12 protein-coding genes and 1 tRNA gene are annotated in these 15,866 nt (G+C 66.3%); 7 read left to right on the top strand and 6 right to left on the bottom strand.

The annotated features are described in order from the left end of the window. The first annotated feature begins 43 nt into the window (after nucleotides 1–43). Nucleotides 44–3,091, top strand: a complete 3,048-nt coding sequence (locus tag ACS5PJ_RS11670) for an alpha-mannosidase (protein WP_439435049.1) — start codon at nucleotides 44–46, stop codon at nucleotides 3,089–3,091. Between the two features lie 4 nt (nucleotides 3,092–3,095). Then, nucleotides 3,096–4,214 (top strand): LLM class flavin-dependent oxidoreductase, encoded by a 1,119-nt coding sequence (locus tag ACS5PJ_RS11665; protein WP_439435048.1) that lies wholly within the window; start codon nucleotides 3,096–3,098, stop codon nucleotides 4,212–4,214. 231 nt (nucleotides 4,215–4,445) lie between these two features. Here ACS5PJ_RS11665 and ACS5PJ_RS11660 read toward each other — a convergent pair whose 3' ends face one another. Together ACS5PJ_RS11660 and ACS5PJ_RS11655 are read right to left on the bottom strand one after the other, a co-directional pair. Then, complete coding sequence (locus ACS5PJ_RS11660; protein WP_439435047.1) at nucleotides 4,446–5,183, bottom strand: hypothetical protein; 738 nt, start codon at nucleotides 5,181–5,183, stop codon at nucleotides 4,446–4,448. Next, on the bottom strand, nucleotides 5,180–5,947 hold the full coding sequence (locus ACS5PJ_RS11655; protein WP_439435046.1) for a hypothetical protein: 768 nt from the start codon (nucleotides 5,945–5,947) through the stop codon (nucleotides 5,180–5,182). Before ACS5PJ_RS11655 ends, ACS5PJ_RS11660 begins: the two co-directional genes overlap by 4 nt. A 253-nt stretch (nucleotides 5,948–6,200) precedes the next feature. Here ACS5PJ_RS11655 and ACS5PJ_RS11650 point away from each other — a divergent pair, with 253 nt between their 5' ends. Both ACS5PJ_RS11650 and ACS5PJ_RS11645 read left to right on the top strand, forming a co-directional pair. Then, a complete protein-coding gene (locus tag ACS5PJ_RS11650; protein WP_439435045.1) occupies nucleotides 6,201–7,865 on the top strand; it encodes an ABC-F family ATP-binding cassette domain-containing protein in 1,665 nt (554 codons plus the stop codon). Beyond that, the gene (locus ACS5PJ_RS11645; protein ID WP_439435044.1) at nucleotides 7,862–9,775 is read left to right on the top strand and encodes an ABC transporter ATP-binding protein; all 1,914 of its coding nucleotides are present in this window, start codon (nucleotides 7,862–7,864) and stop codon (nucleotides 9,773–9,775) included. The genes ACS5PJ_RS11650 and ACS5PJ_RS11645 overlap by 4 nt, the downstream gene beginning before the upstream one ends. A 54-nt stretch (nucleotides 9,776–9,829) precedes the next feature. Here the strand turns inward: ACS5PJ_RS11645 and ACS5PJ_RS11640 are convergent, their stop codons facing one another. From ACS5PJ_RS11640 to ACS5PJ_RS11630, 3 genes are all read right to left on the bottom strand, one after another. Next, entirely contained in the window at nucleotides 9,830–10,255 is a 426-nt protein-coding gene (locus ACS5PJ_RS11640; RefSeq protein ID WP_439435043.1) for an NUDIX hydrolase, read from the bottom strand. Further along, nucleotides 10,252–10,746, bottom strand: a complete 495-nt coding sequence (locus ACS5PJ_RS11635; protein WP_439435042.1) for a DUF6314 family protein — start codon at nucleotides 10,744–10,746, stop codon at nucleotides 10,252–10,254. Before ACS5PJ_RS11635 ends, ACS5PJ_RS11640 begins: the two co-directional genes overlap by 4 nt. Before the next feature lies 1 nt (nucleotide 10,747). Continuing rightward, nucleotides 10,748–10,820, bottom strand: a tRNA-Arg gene (locus tag ACS5PJ_RS11630). An 84-nt stretch (nucleotides 10,821–10,904) separates the two neighbouring features. On the opposite strand from ACS5PJ_RS11630, the gene ACS5PJ_RS11625 reads away from it, so the two are divergent. Further along, complete coding sequence (locus tag ACS5PJ_RS11625; RefSeq protein ID WP_439435041.1) at nucleotides 10,905–11,723, top strand: DUF998 domain-containing protein; 819 nt, start codon at nucleotides 10,905–10,907, stop codon at nucleotides 11,721–11,723. On the opposite strand, the gene ACS5PJ_RS11620 is transcribed toward ACS5PJ_RS11625, so the two are convergent. Beyond that, on the bottom strand, nucleotides 11,644–12,288 hold the full coding sequence (locus tag ACS5PJ_RS11620) for a hypothetical protein (protein ID WP_439435040.1): 645 nt from the start codon (nucleotides 12,286–12,288) through the stop codon (nucleotides 11,644–11,646). The two genes, ACS5PJ_RS11625 and ACS5PJ_RS11620, sit on opposite strands and share 80 nt — an antisense overlap. A gap of 32 nt (nucleotides 12,289–12,320) precedes the next feature. Here ACS5PJ_RS11620 and ACS5PJ_RS11615 point away from each other — a divergent pair, with 32 nt between their 5' ends. Continuing rightward, entirely contained in the window at nucleotides 12,321–13,151 is an 831-nt protein-coding gene (locus ACS5PJ_RS11615) for an inositol monophosphatase family protein (RefSeq protein WP_439435039.1), read from the top strand. 101 nt (nucleotides 13,152–13,252) lie between these two features. Further along, nucleotides 13,253–15,862, top strand: coding sequence for a DNA helicase PcrA (gene pcrA, locus ACS5PJ_RS11610; protein ID WP_439435038.1), 2,610 nt, complete (start codon nucleotides 13,253–13,255; stop codon nucleotides 15,860–15,862). Nucleotides 15,863–15,866: the final 4 nt, after the last annotated feature.

The following is a 15,866-nucleotide window of genomic DNA, read 5'->3' as shown; positions in this document are numbered from 1 at the left end:
TCCGGATTGAATACTCCAGTTCAAGCATTAAAGAGGGCTTACATTGCATGACAACCGCCGGATCACCGAAGTCCGCCTGGACCGGTTTGTCCGTGAGCGGATCAATCCCGCCGTTTACACCCGCAGCATTCCGCTGAAGCTGAGCAGCTGGGATGCGCCGGACGAACCTGTCTCCGTGATGGAGGCCCTGCGCCATGACTTCCTGCCACAGGAACACGGAGCCGCCTGGGGCAAGCCCTGGGGTACCAAATGGCTTCGCCTGCAAGGGGACGTGCCGGAGGGCTGGGGCACCGGCCCGGACACCGATGTGGAAATCGTTGCCGACATCGGATTCACCACGGAAGCGCCGGGTTTCCAGTGCGAAGGAATTGCCTGGCGCCCCGACGGCACCATCATCAAAGCCATTTCACCGCGGAACCAGTACATCCCGCTGAAACTGCTGGGCAGCGGCATGGCCGTTGACTTCTACGTCGAAGCCGCGGCCAACCCCGATGTTGCCCAGGGCTGGACCTTCGCCGCCACACCCTACGGGGACAAGGCAACGGCCGGTACGGCACCGCAGTACCGGCTGGGCACCATCGCCATTGCCGAACTGAACCAGAACGTCTGGGAGCTCCAGCAGGACATCCGGACCATCGCCGGGCTGATGCACGAGCTCCCCACCGAGCTGCCCCGCCGCCACGAGATCCTTCGTGCGCTGGAACGGATGATGGACCGGATGGATCCCGACGACGTCGCCGGTACCGCAGCCGCCGGACGCGAGGCCCTGGCGGAAGTCCTGTCGCGGCCCGCATATGCGTCTGCGCACCAGCTCGTGGCCACCGGCCACGCCCATATCGACTCCGCCTGGCTGTGGCCCGTGCGCGAGACCATCCGCAAGTGCGCCAGGACGTTCTCCAACGTGGTGGCGCTGATGGATGAGGACCCGGGGTTCGTGTTCTCGTGCTCGTCCGCCCAGCAGTTTGCCTGGATGAAGGAGTTCTATCCTGAGCTCTTCGGCCGCATCCGCGAGAAGGTCAAAGCCGGCCAGTTCGTCCCGGTGGGCGGCATGTGGGTGGAATCAGACACCAACCTGCCCGGCGGTGAAGCGATGGCCCGGCAGTTCGTCGAGGGCAAGAACTTCTTCCTGGACGAGTTCGGCGTTGAATGCCGGGAGGCGTGGCTGCCGGACTCCTTCGGCTACTCCGCCGCCCTGCCGCAGATCGTCAAATCGGCCGGCAGCCGCTGGTTCCTCACCCAGAAGATCTCGTGGAACCAGATCAACCGGATGCCGCACCACACCTTCAACTGGGAAGGCATCGACGGCACCCGGCTCTTCACGCACTTCCCGCCGGTGGACACGTACAACTCCGAACTGAGCGCGCGCGACCTCGCCCACGCAGAGCGGAACTACCGCGACCACGGGAGAGGCACCACCTCCCTGGTGCCGTTCGGCTATGGCGACGGCGGCGGCGGGCCCACGCGTGAAATGCTGGCAGCCGCCCACCGGGCCGCGGACCTCGAAGGCTCGCCCAAGGTCCGGGTGGGCTCCGCGGAAAGCTTCTTCACCCAGGCGGAGGAAGAGTACACCGCCCTGCCCGTCTGGGCCGGCGAGATGTACCTGGAGCTCCACCGTGGGACGTACACCAGCCAGGCGCAGACCAAGCGCGGCAACCGGCGCAGCGAACACCTCCTCCGCGAGGCCGAACTCTGGTGCGCCACCGCAGCCGTCCGCAGCGCCGGTGCCTTCGCCTATCCGGCTGAAGAACTGAAGCGGCTTTGGAGGCTGGTACTGCTGCACCAGTTCCACGACATCCTGCCCGGCAGTTCCATTGCCTGGGTCCACCAGGACGCGGAGCGGAACTACGCTGCCATCAGCGAAGGACTCGAAGCCCTGATCGGCCAGGCGGCCGCTGCGTTGGTGGGTCAAGGATCAAGGACCTTCCTGCTCAATGCGGCTCCCCATGCACGGAACGGGGTCCCGGCCCTGGGCGTGGCAGAACCGGCGGCACCCGGCGAACCGGTCCAGGCCACCGCTGCCGACGGCGGCTATGTGCTGGACAACGGAGTGATCAGGGCCGTGGTGGATTCTGATGGGCTGCTTGCCTCCCTCACCGACCACGCCACCGGCCGCGACGCCATCGCTCCCGGAACCCGCGGCAACCTGCTCGAACTCCACCGGGATACCCCGAACGAATGGGACGCCTGGGACATCGACGAGTTCTACCGCCGCAACGTCACAGCCCTGACGGAAACACAGGCTGTCAGCCTTGAGCGCCCGGGCACCAGCGCTGTTGTGGTGGTGGAACGGGTTGCGGGCTCCTCACCGGTGACCCAGCGGATCACGCTGGAAGCCGGCAGCGACTCCCTGAGCATCACCACGGCCGTTGACTGGCAGGAGCGCGAGAAACTGCTCAAGTTGGGATTCCCGCTGGACGTCAAAGCGGACCGTTCTGCGTCAGAGACGCAGTTCGGCCACGTCTTCCGGCCCACCCACGTCAACACCTCCTGGGAGGCTGCGAAGTTCGAGATCTGCGCGCACCGCTGGATCCACGTCGCCGAACCGGGGTACGGCGTCGCCATTTCCAACTCATCCACGTACGGGCACGACGTCACCAGGAGCATCAGGGAGTCCGACGGCGGAACCACCACGAACGTGCGCCTCTCGCTGTTGCGCGCGCCCAAGTTCCCGGACCCGACGGCGGACCGTGGCCACCACGAACTGACAGTGACCGTCCGGCCCGGTGCCGGGATCGCGGAGGCCGTGGAGGAGGGCTACCGCACCAACCTCGTGCCGCGGATGGTGAAGGGTGCCCACGACGTGGAGCCGCTGTTCACAGTCGACAACCCCGCTCTTGTCATTGAGGCCGTCAAGCTGGCCGAAGACGGTTCAGGCGATGTTGTGGTGCGGCTCTATGAGTCCCTGGGGCAGCGGTCCACTGGCGCGCTGAAGGCGAACTTCCCTGGCAAAAAGGTCCAGGCGACCGATCTGCTTGAGCGTCCCGCCGACGCACCGGGGGTCAAGACTGCCGGCGGAAAGCCCGGAACAGGCCTGGGAGCGGAACTTTCGCTGCGCCCGTTCCAGTTGGTGACCTTGAGGTTCGTACGGTAGCTGCATGGAACTTGGAATCTTCACCTTCGGCGATATCCACACGGATCCCGTCAACGGCACTACGGTCCCGGCCGCCCGGAACACCCAGGACATCCTTGAGCGGGCCCGCCTTGCCGATGAAGTGGGGCTGCACTACTTCGGCGTCGGCGAGCATCATCGGCCGGACTACTCGGTTACCTCGCCCAGCACGGTGCTTGCCGCCGTGGCCGCGCAGACCCGGCAGATCAAGGTGGGCAGCGCTGTCACCGTGCTCAGTACCGAGGACCCGGTGCGCGTGTTCCAGCAGTTCGCCACGATTGACCTCATCAGCCAGGGGAGGGCTGAACTCACAGCCGGACGTGGCAGCTTCATCGAGTCCTACGCCCTTTTCGGCGCAAAGCTGGAGGACTATGACGCCCTCTACGAGGAGAAGCTTGACCTGCTGCTGAGGATCAACGCCCAAGAACGGGTCACCTGGAGCGGGAAGTTCAGGCCTGCGCTCGAGGACGCCCGGATCCTGCCCCGCCCCTTCCCCGGGGCGGACGGCAGCGCAGAACTGGATATCTGGATCGCCACGGGCGGAACCCCGCGGTCAACGGAGCGCGCCGCAGCCCTGGGCAAGAACGTCATCTACGCGCTCCTTGGCGGGTCGGTGCGGAATTTCGAGCGTCATGCCGAGCTTTACCGCAAGAGCGCCGCAGAGCACGGCTTCGGTGATGCAGCGTCCAATAATGCAGCGTCCAAGGATCCAGGGTCAAAGAATGCAGGGCTGAAAATCGGTGTCAGTACCCCTGGCCTGGTCCTGCGCGATCGCGCCTCCGGTTCAGGGAAGGCCGTGGATGGGCGGGCCAAGCAGGCCTTCCAGCCGTACTGGACCGACACGATGCGCCGGCTTTCCGCCGAGCGGGGCTTCCCAACGCCCAGCGGAGTCACGTACAACATGGAATCCGCTCCGGGCGGCGCCCTGTTTGTGGGAAACCCCGAGCAGGTGGCCGAGAAGATCATCCGGATGCACGGCCACCTCCAGCATGACCGGCAGATCTTCCAGCTCGATTTCTCGTCCGTTCCGCAGAAGCTGGTGCTGGAATCGATCGAGTTGCTGGGCTCCGAGGTCCTGCCCCTGGTCCGGCAGGAACTCGGCTAAAGCCCCGAATAGTATCAGGCCGCTAACCCGTGCCGGGGAGTCCTTGCCGTGCCGTTAAACAGGCTGAGTGGGGGCGGTCCCCAAAGGCCGCCACCACTCATCCCCCCAATGTGCGCAAAGGACTCAATGGTCCGGCGTCCAAGAAGTTATCCCCGTTCGCAAACACCGGCACCGACCTTCACACATTCATGATTGTTCCATAAATAATGATTTTGTGAAACGCGGGCAAGGTTACTTTTCAGTAGATGTCTGCCGGGGCGAAACTTTACCCCCATAGCGGACCCTGGCGACCCAGATCAGCGCCAGGCCGACCACAAAGCAGAGCACCGCTGTGTAGTTGACCACGAACTGCACAGAGCCTATTTCCCGCGGGATCAGCGGGAACAGCAAAGTCAGGCCCACGGCAACCGAACCGATGGCCAGCAGCAGGGCGGCCAACCGCACCAGCGCCGGAAGGCTGCTTCGGCAGGCCCGGCACATTGTGGGCAGCAGGACCAGGGAGACGTAGGCGGGGTAGGCCCGGCCTGCCGCGCCGTAGTACTCCGCGAGCACCGCGTTGCGGCCATCCTTCCCTGCCACAGCGGCCATGCCCGCGGAAGACCCCGCTGTATCCATCATCAGGAAAACAGCCACCACCGTGACCGAGACAAGCCCAAGCGCAGCCATGCCGACCGGCCCGGTAATGAGCCGGTAGCCGTCAGGGGCATCGAACCCTTTGGTGATCCGGATGCCCACAAAGAAGATGGCAGCGAAGATGACAAAGCGGAGGATAAGGTTCGCGGCGTTGACACCGCCAAGCGCCGAATCGATGGCAACGTAGGGTGCCTCGATGCTGAGGAGGATGGCCAGGGCTATCAGTGCGAACAGGTAAAAGAGGGACCGGTTTTCCCTTCGAAGTGCGCTGGGGACGCGGGCAGCGGCCACCAGGACACATACGGCCAGTGTGGACCACTGCAGGATTTCGATCATCCCAGGTTCTCCCAGATCTTTGCGGCTTGGTCGTGGTCATGTTCCTGCCGGCGGAGCGCGCGGCCGAGGGCCTGGAGCCGCTCTCCGGCCAGGGTGGTCAGTTCGCCGTCCGAGAGGCTGGAAAGGGCTGCCTGGCGGGCTCCCTCGGCCCATCCCGCTTCCGCCTCCGTGACCAGCCCCGTGGCTACCAGGCCGGTGGCCGGTCCCACGCCTGCGGCCAGGGAAGTGGCTATGGCCAGTTCGGGCGCCAGCCGGTTTGCGGTCAGCTGGGCGGAATAATTCTGCGGAGCGATCCCGGTGGCCTCCGAAACCCGGTGCCGCAGCTCGCCGTCGTCGATTGCCTCCACCCAGTTCTTCACTGAGGTGGCATGCGGGGGCGGCTCAAGGGCAGACGCCTCCGCCCCGGACGCCGCCGGCGCTGGCGTTCCGGCCGACGACGGGCCTGCCGGCGCGCCGATTGAGCGTGCCAGAATGGCCCGCAGCAGATCCGCTGTGGCGATCTGGCTGATGAGCTCGGACCGGGTGGGCTGAGGGGCCGGCTCCGCCAGGGACGTATAGGTGTCAAAGGACGCAAGCGCCGAAAGCGGATTGATGTTGTAGGCGCGGCTGATGCTCACCACGGTCGTCTCTGCGACTTTGCCGCGGACCAGCTGTTGCGCCAGGGTGGTCCGCTTGATACCGGACACCCGGCAAATATCAGACGTGCTCTTGTCCGGGGCGATGCCTTGCAGCCAGCGTTGGAACGCTTTGGCATGGATGGGCATTAAGGGCTCTCTGCAGAACGGATGTTTGCAATGATTTTAGCCTGACGTTTCTGTGCAATTTGGTCCGGGGTAGGGAGTCGACTATGCTTGATGGTCGAGCCCGTTGGTCCGTACACCCCCCAAGTCCGGACCGGCGGGCTCTTTAGTGCCCCGGCACTTTGCGGAGCGCCAGGCTGCCGATTTCCCCGCAGTTCCCGGCGGATTCACGCAGCTCCTCCGGCCCGGCGGCAGTGAGAGGAAAGAGCCCACACACATGACTGCAACCCTTGTTGCCAAAGACCTTTCCGGTGGCCACGACCACCGCACCCTCTTCTCAAACCTGTCCCTGACAGTGGCGCCCGGTGACGTGGTGGGCGTGGTGGGCGCCAACGGGGCCGGCAAGTCCACCCTGCTGCGCTTGCTTGCCGGGGTGGACGAGCCCCAGGCCGGCACCGTCAGCCTTGCGCCTTCCGACGCCTTCGTGGGGTGGCTTCCCCAGGAACACGAACGCGTGGCGGGGGAGACTGTGGCCGCGTACATCGCACGCCGGACCGGATGCGCGCAGGCGACAGCCGAGATGGAGTCCACCGCCGAGGCCCTGGGCTCGGGAGCTCCCGGCGCCGATGACGCTTACTCCCTGGCCTTTGACCGCTGGATGGCTTCCGGGGCGGCGGACCTCGACGAACGCATTCCTGCAGTCCTTGCCGATCTTGGGCTGGAGACCGGCGCCGATGCCCCCATGACGGGACTTTCCGGCGGGCAGGCTGCGCGCGTGGCCCTGGCTTCGCTGCTGCTCAGCCGGTTCGACATCGTCCTGCTGGATGAGCCCACCAACGATCTGGACCTCGCCGGCCTGGCCAAGCTGGAGGCTTTTGTCCAGGGCCTTCGCGGCGGTGCGGTGCTGGTGTCCCATGACCGCGAATTCCTGGCCCGCTGCGTCACCACCATCGTGGAACTGGACCTCGCCCAGAACTCCGTTGCCGTGTACGACGGCGGCTACGAGGCGTTCCTGGAGGAGCGCGCCGTGGCGCGCCGCCACGCACGGGAAAAGTTCGAGGAGTTCGCCTCCACCAAGGCAGACCTCGTCTCCCGGGCGCGCACCCAGCGTGAATGGAGCTCCCAGGGCGTGCGGAACGCCATGAAGAAGAGCCCGGACAATGACAAGATCCGCCGGGCCGCCAGCACCGAGTCCTCGGAGAAGCAGGCCCAGAAGGTCCGGCAGATGGAATCCCGGATCGCCCGGCTGGACGTCGTGGAGGAACCGCGGAAGGAATGGCAGCTGCAGTTCACCATCGGCCAGGCACCGCGCTCCAGTGCCGTGGTGGCAACCCTGCGCGACGCCGTCGTAAATCAGGGAAGCTTCACCCTCGGACCGGTCAATCTCCAGCTCAACGCCGGCGAGCGGATCGGCATCACCGGCCCCAACGGCGCCGGTAAATCGACGTTGCTCCGCCTGCTGCTGGGCGTCCAGGAGCCGGACTCCGGAAATGCCGCCATGGGCGCCTCGGTGGCCATCGGGGAGATCGACCAGGCCCGTGGGCTGCTGGCCGGGCACCTGAGCCTTGCCGACGCCGTCGAAGCCGTTCTCATTGACCTCACGCCGGCTGAGGTCCGCACCCTGCTGGCGAAGTTCGGCCTGAAGGCTGACCACACCGCCCGTCCCGTTGACTCGCTCTCGCCGGGGGAACGTACCCGGGCGGCTCTGGCCCTGCTGCAGGCACGCGGCGTCAACCTGCTGGTACTGGATGAGCCCACCAACCACCTTGACCTGCCCGCCATTGAGCAGCTGGAAGAGGCCCTGGGAAGTTATGACGGCGCTTTGCTGTTAGTAACCCATGACCGGAGACTGCTCGAAAACGTCGAGCTCGATGTCCGCTGGAATGTTGAAAATGGGATGGTAACTGAATTGATGACCGGCGCAACGGAGCAACCACGATGAGCATGGATCGGGTCGCGTGGAGCTCCCTCTACAACATCACCCGCGCCTCGAGCGGTTCCAAGCCGTTCTCCAAGGAGACCCTGAAGCGTGTCTTCGGTTTCGCGAGGCCGCACCGAACCAGATTGATCGCCTTTGTGCTGCTGTCCATTGTGATGGCGGTTCTGGCGGTCGCGACGCCGGTGCTCGCCGGGCAGGTGGTGGACGCGATTATCGCCCGTGCTGAGGCCGGAACGGTGATCTGGCTCGCCGTGCTGATCGCACTGGTGGCCGTGGCCGAAGCGGGGATCGGCCTGGTGACCAGATGGCTGTCGTCCACGATCGGCGAAGGCGTGATCGTGGACCTGCGCACGAAGGTTTTCGACCACGTGCAGAAAATGCCGATCGCGTTCTTCACGCGCACCCGTACCGGGGCGCTGGTCAGCCGGCTCAACAATGACGTGATCGGTGCGCAGTCCGCCTTCGCCGGCACCCTTTCAGGAGTGGTCAGCAACGTCGTGGCGCTCGCCCTGACTCTCGTGGTGATGCTGAACAAGTCCTGGCTGGTCACCGTCCTGGCCATGATCCTGCTGCCGATCTTCCTGATCCCGGCCCGCCGGATGGGCTCCAGGCTGGCGGACCTGCGGCGCGAGGCCGCGGAACACAACGCCGCCATGGGCACCCAGATGACGGAGCGCTTCTCAGCGCCCGGCGCTACCCTGGTGAAGCTCTTCGGACGGCCGGACGAGGAATCCCGCGAGTTTGCGGTCCGCGCCGGCCGGGTGCGTGACATCGGCGTCCGTACGGCCATGCTGCAGTTCACCTTCGTCACAGCGCTCACGCTGGTCTCCGCCCTTGCCCTGGCGCTGGTGTACGGCCTCGGCGGCTGGCTCGCGCTTGGCGGTCAGCTGGCTGCAGGTGACGTGGTGGTCCTGGCCCTGCTGCTCACCCGGCTCTACGCTCCGCTCACGGCCCTCTCCAACGCCCGGGTGGAAATCATGAGCGCCCTGGTCAGCTTCGAGCGTGTCTTTGAAATCCTGGACCTCAAGCCGCTGATCCGGCAGAAGCCGGATGCTGTCGAATCGCCGGGCGGCCCGCTGTCCGTGGAGTTCGACAACGTCCGCTTCTCCTACCCGTCCGCCGACAAGGTCTCGCTGGCATCCCTCGAGGATGTCTCCACGCTGGACACCCGTGGCGGCGAGGAAGTGCTGCACGGGATCAGCTTCCGGGTGGAACCGGGGCAGACAGTGGCCCTGGTGGGATCCTCCGGAGCCGGCAAGTCCACCATCGCCCAGTTGCTCTCGCGGCTCTACGATGTCGACTCCGGCGCTGTGCGCTTCGGCGGACTCGACGGCGGCGTGGGCGTGGATGTCCGTGACCTCACGTTCGATTCGATGCGCGCCACACTGGGCATGGTCACCCAGGACGGCCATCTGTTCCACGAGTCCATTTCCTCCAACCTCCGGCTCGCCCGGCCGGACGCCACCGAGGATGACATGTGGGACGCCATCCGGCAGGCCCGCCTGGAAACCATGATCCGGTCCCTGCCGGACGGCCTGGACACAGTGGTGGGGGAGCGCGGCTACCGGCTCTCCGGCGGCGAACGCCAACGGCTCACCATCGCCCGGCTTCTGATTTCCCAGCCGCGCGTGGTGATCCTGGATGAGGCGACGGCGGCACTCGATTCCACGAACGAGGCAGCCGTCCAGGCAGCCCTCGGCGCAGCGCTCGAGGGGCGCACCGCCGTCGTGATTGCCCACCGGCTGTCAACCATCCGTGCCGCCGACATGATCCTGGTGGTGGAGGACGGGCAGATCGTGGAGCGCGGCTCGCACACCGAGCTGCTCGCAGCCGAGGGCCGCTACGCCGAGCTGTACCGGACCCAGTTCGCTGAGGCAACGGCTGTGGCTGTGGAAGCAGTTCCGGAGTACTGACCCCGATCGAGTGGCGGGATCCCGGCGCCCAGGACGTGTCTTAGCGCCGGGATCTCACCCTTGGATGCCGGATGACGCGAGCTCCGGCAGGATGTGGTCCGTCAGGAGCGGTGCCAGGTCCGCGGGAAGTACCGCGCCACGGGCAAGCTCGGCCAGGTCCAGCCAGCGGATCTCCTCGATTTCCGCTGAAGGATGCGCCGTCCAGGTCCCCGGCGCCCGGAAAACCGTTGCCTCGATGTCCGTGGCGGCCTCATTTGCGGCATCCGCGATCCAGACACCCATCAGCTCCAGCTCGCCCGGCTGCACCACGATCCCTACTTCTTCCCTGAGCTCGCGTGCCGCTGCCTGCACAGCGGTCTCGCCGGCCTCGGGCTTCCCGCCGGGGTGCATGAACATTCCGGTGCCGCGCTTGCGGACAGTCAGGAGCCGGCCGGCGGCATCGAACACACAGACGGCGGAGACAACAATGCGGGCTTTCACGGTTCCGAGCCTAGCCGTCCGCCCGGCATCCTGTGCAGCCGCGAGGTGAGCAGCAGGTCCTTGCCCGGGCCGGTGACATCCCACGTGTACCCGAACCGGTCCGGGCCCCCGTAGGTGTACCTGACGCGGTAGGTGTCCGGATCGCACCAGTGATTGTCGTGGCTGGCTGCCGGCGTGAAGCTCATCCGGTGGAACGGCCGGCCGTCGGGGAAGAACACGTCAAGGGCATCCGGTTGGCCGCCGGGTTTGAGGACGTAATCGCGTGAGGCGGGACCTGTAAAGGTGGGCCAGCGCATGGTGCCTTCCTCATGGAAGGCCAGGCCGCCGTCGTCGGTGGGGGAGAAATGCAGGACGCCGGAAAAGGTTCCGCGGGTGCCGGTTGCGCGGTCCAGCAATTGGCGATCAACAGCCCAGGTTCCAGGCCGCCCGGAGCCCGTGGCGGGGCCCAGGAGGTACGCGCGGAGGTCAAACTCCTGGACGGACAAGTTCAAGTGCCCTCGATTGGAATCGAACCAACGACACCGGCTTTAGGAGAGCCGTGCTCTATCCACTGAGCTACGAGGGCATGTTTCCCGACGATCCGGCAGGGCCGGTCCGTCCGGACACGGATACCAGCATACAAGGTGCGCGCCCGTACTACGCTCTTGGCATGAGATCAGCCCCGTCCGCTGCTTCCGCGGTGGCCTATATCCCCGATACAACATCCACCCGGCAGTACATCGGCGCGTGGTCCGTCCTGAGCGTCCTGCAGTATTTCGCGGCCGAGGCGGCAGTGATAGGCGCCTGGGCCGGCCCCCGTCCCTATGACCTCCGCACCGGCTATATCAGTGACCTGGGCGCCATCCACTGCGGGATCTACGATGGCCGGGAGGTGTGCTCGCCCTTGAACTGGCTGATGAATGCCTCTTTTGTGGTCCAGGGGCTCGGGATGTTCCTGGGGGCGCTGCTGCTCAGCACCGCGCTGCTCCGCGTGGCCGCCCGGCCCGGCGCCGCTGTCCAGCCCCGCCGCAGGAAGCCATGGGTGGCCGCCGCAGCGGTGCGGGTCCTCACCGGAACTGCGGGGGCGGGCACGGTGCTGGTGGGCCTGGTGCCCGAAGACGTGGGCTCGGGCTGGCATTTCGTGGGCGCCGTGATGTACTTCATCGCCGGCGCGCTGGCCCTCCTGGTCCTGGGCCTGCTCTGGCTGCACAAAACCCCCATGGCGTGGTTCATCCTTGCCTGCGGCCTGGTGTCGGCTGCTGCGCTCGTGACCGCGGGGCTGACGCGGTTGGATGTTCCGGAACCGGGCACGCTGGAGCGGCTGATGGGCTATCCGGTGACCGTGGGCATGGCCACCGCAGGACTGGTGATTGCCCGGCGGGTGCACCGGCACCGCAAGGAGCTGAGGGCTATGGCGTACGTTCCGGGGCGGGGGACCGGCGCTCCCGGCTTGCCAGGAACACTGCCGCCGCGCCAGCCAGCAGGCTGAGGACCAGCAGGACCCAGCCGGCAAGGGTGAGACCGGAGGCGAGGCCCACCTGGCCGGCGTCGGGCGTTCCTGATCCAAACAGGGCATCGATGGCGACGTTGCCCCACAGCCGGGCCACCACAAACAGCAGCGGGAGGGCCCAGAGCGCCCAGCGGAGGGAATTCCGGGCCACGTTTGTTCCGATCAGCAGCAGCCACGTGAAACCGAAGATGAGCGGGAACAGGGTGCCCGCCGTCTTGTGGACGTAGTTGAGCTGGCCACGGGCGTCGCCGTCCATGGCATCGCGCAGCTGGCCCACGTACCCGGGGTCAAAGCCGCCCACCAGGGAATCCGGCATGGCAAGTCCGCCCGAGAGCTGGGTGAGCTGGTTCAGGGTCAGCAGGTGGAGGTACCAGAACAGGAACAGGCTGACCACCACACCGGCGATCAGGATGAGGTTGCTGTTGCTCTGCGCCTTCTGCGGCGAGCGTGCCGTGGTGGGATTGATGACAGGCGGCAGGTTGTGCTGGGGAACAACAGCCTTCGAGCCGTGCTTCTTGATCCGCTGCGCTGGGGTCTTAGCCATGGCACCATTATCCCGCCCCATAAACTGGGTCAATGACCACCGGCAGGCACAGCGCCCTTGAACTTGACCCCACCCTGGACGACTACCAACTGGCGGCCGCCCTGGTCCGGGAAGCCGGCCAGCTTGCGCTCCTGATGCGCATGGCCGGCCTGCAGTCGCAGCAGAAGACATCGGTCTCGGACGTGGTGACGGCCGCGGACCACGCTGCGGAGGCGTACGTGCTGGAGCAGCTGCGGCGCTGCCGCCCCGACGACGGGATCCTCGGCGAGGAGGGCGCCTCGGTGGCCGGCACCAGCGGCCGCACCTGGGTCATCGATCCGGTGGACGGCACCTACAACTTCCTGCACGGGTCCACCTACTGGTGCTCGGCCATCGCCCTCAAGGACTCCTCCGACGTCCTGCTCGGCGCCATCTTCCAGCCGGAGGAGGACAAACTCTGGCTCGGCGGCAAGGCCCACCCGGCAACCCTGAACGGCGGGGCACTGACCGCCTTCAAGGACGACGGCGGCGCGCGCAACGCAACACCACTGGCCGAACTCGGGGCCGCCACCTACATCCACCCCACCTGGCTGCTGGATCCGCTGTGCGCCATGCCCTGGCATTCGGCGGCCACCTCCGCGGCCGCCCTGCGGATGTTCGGCTCGGGATCCTGCGACCTGGGTCGGGTGGCCGACGGGCAACTGGGCTGCTGGTTCCAGCACAGCTGCCCCGAATGGGACTGGCTGCCCGGCCAGGCAATCGTCCGCGCCGCCGGCGGCGCCACGGATACTGTCCGCATCAACGGCCTGGACTGGTTCATGGCCGGAGGCACGACGGCGGTGCGCGAGTTGCGGACGGCCCTTGAGGCGGGCTCGGTCACCTGAGCCCGGATTCCGGGGCCCGATTGGTTTGGGTCACGGCAGAGTGAGACGTTATCCACAGGCTGAAGTGACTGTCAGTCCTACCGCCTAGACTTGTAGGCACCATGGATATGTTGTTTGACCCGTACTCTGACGGACCGTTCAAGGCCGCCTCCAAGGCTGCCGCCACCACCAAGTCGCGCCCGGAAGGCTTTGCCGCGTTCCCGGAATTCGGTGGCGGCGGTACTGCCCGGGGGACCGGCAACGGCGCCGACAGCAATGCCGAACACGCTCCGGAAAGTAGCCTGGAGCGCAGCACCCCGAACCCGGGATGGGCCACTCAGCAGGCTTCCGGCGAGGGCAGCGGCGGCCAGGGACACCATGAAACGCACCACAGGCCCAATGCCGCAGAACTCCTGGAGGGCCTGAATCCCCAGCAGGAGGAAGCGGTCAAGCACGCGGGCAGCGCCCTGCTGATTGTGGCCGGTGCCGGCTCGGGCAAGACCCGCGTGCTCAGCAACAGGATCGCCTACCTGATTGCCACGCGGCGTGCCCATCACGGCGAGATCCTGGCCATCACCTTCACCAACAAGGCCGCCGCAGAGATGCGGGAGCGCATCTCGGCACTGGTGGGTGGGCGCGCCAAGATCATGTGGATCTCCACGTTCCACTCCTCCTGTGTGCGGATCCTGCGCCAGGAGGCGGCAAACGTCGGTTTGAAGTCGAACTTCTCCATCTACGACTCCGCGGACTCCCTCCGGCTTGTCACCCAGGTGTCCAAGAGCCTGGACCTGGACCCCAAGAAGTTCGCGCCCAAGGCCATCCAGCACAAGATCTCGGCACTTAAGAACGAGCTGATCGACGCCGATTCCTACGCCTTGTCCGCCAACCATAATGATCCCTTCGAATCGGCCGTGGCCGACGTCTTCAAGGGCTACACGCAGCGGCTGCGCCAGGCCAACGCCATGGACTTCGACGACCTCATCGCTGAAACCGTCTACATGTTCCGTGCCTTCCCCGCGCTCGCGGACTCCTACCGGCGGCGGTTCCGGCACGTGCTCGTGGACGAATACCAGGACACCAACCACGCCCAGTACGCCCTGGTGCGCGAAATTGTGGGCGAGGGGCCGGGTGCCTCCGAACTGACCGTGGTGGGCGACTCCGACCAATCCATCTATGCCTTCCGCGGCGCTGACATCCGCAACATCGTTGAGTTCGAGAACGATTACCCGGATGCCCGCACCATCAAGCTGGAGCAGAATTACCGCTCCACCCAGAACATCCTCAGCGCCGCGAACTCGGTCATCTCACGGAACCCCAACCGCCCCGAAAAACGGCTGTGGACTGCCGAGGGCGAGGGCCACAAGATCGTCGGCTACGTGGGCGAAAACGAACACGACGAAGCCCGGTTCATCGCCAAGGAGATCGACCGGCTGCAGGACGAGGACAACCTCCGCCCCGGCGACGTCGCCATCTTCTACCGCACCAACGCGCAGTCCCGTTCCATCGAGGACGTGCTGGTCCGCGTGGGCCTGCCCTACAAGGTGGTGGGCGGCACCAGGTTCTACGAGCGCAAGGAAATCAAGGACGCCCTCGCCTACCTCCGGGTGCTGGTGAACCCGGACGACGACGTCAACCTGCGCCGGGTGCTCAACGAACCCAAGCGCGGGATCGGCGACCGCGCCGAAGGTGCAGTGGCTGCCCTGGCACAGCGGGAGCGGATGTCCTTTATGGCCGCCGCCCGCCGGGCCCAGGAGGCGCCCGGCATGGCCACCCGCTCGGTCAACGCTGTCCTGGGTTTTGTGAAGCTGCTCGACGACCTCGCCGAGGTTGCCACCGGCTCCGGTGCGGCCGCGGCGCTGGAGGCCGTCCTGGAGCAGACCGGGTACCTGGCCGGGCTGCGTTCCAGCACCGATCCGCAGGATGAGTCGCGGGTGGAGAACCTGGCTGAACTGGTCGCCGTCGTGCGTGAATACGAACAGGAGAACCCGGAGGGTTCCCTGGGCGCCTTCCTGGAGCAGGTCTCCCTGGTGGCGGACGCGGACCAGATCCCTGACGCGCCGGGCGCGGACATCGACGCCGCCGTGGCGGAAGCCAAACGGCTGGGCGTGGTCACGCTGATGACCCTCCACACCGCCAAGGGCCTCGAATTCCCCGTGGTGTTCCTGACCGGAATGGAGCACGGGCTGTTCCCGCACCAACGCTCCGCCACTGATCCCAAGGAGCTCGCCGAAGAACGCCGGCTCGCCTACGTGGGCCTGACCCGCGCGCGCAAACGGCTCTACGTCACCCGCTCCGAAGTCCGCAGCATGTGGGGCCAGAGCCAGTACAACCCCGCCAGCCAGTTCCTCGAAGAGATTCCGTCAGAGCTGGTGGAGTGGAAGCGCGAAGGCACCAGCAGGCAGGCCGGCGGTTGGGGGAGCGGCGGGTCCATCGGCTCCAGCCGGTACGGCGGCTCGTTCTGGGGCGCTGGCACGGCCCGTGGTGCGGCCGCGGATTCCTCAGCCGGTTTCAATGCTGACGTTCCCGCCATCATTGCCAAGAACCGGGTCCAGCCACAGAAGGAAATCGTGGCGGTGAGCGTCGGGGACAAGGTCAACCACACCAGCTTCGGCAACGGAACGGTGCTGGCCCTCGAAGGCGCAGGGGACAAAACTGTCGCCAAGGTGAAGTTCGACGTCGGGGAGAAGCGCCTCCTGCTCCGTTATGCGCCGCTGACGAAACTCGACGCCTGACGAT

Source organism: Pseudarthrobacter cremeus (genome assembly GCF_051857465.1).
In the GTDB taxonomy this organism is placed as follows: Bacteria; Actinomycetota; Actinomycetes; order Actinomycetales; family Micrococcaceae; genus Arthrobacter.
The sequence above is the reverse complement of the archived record's forward strand: the minus strand, read 5'-3'. Positions and strand labels throughout refer to the sequence as shown.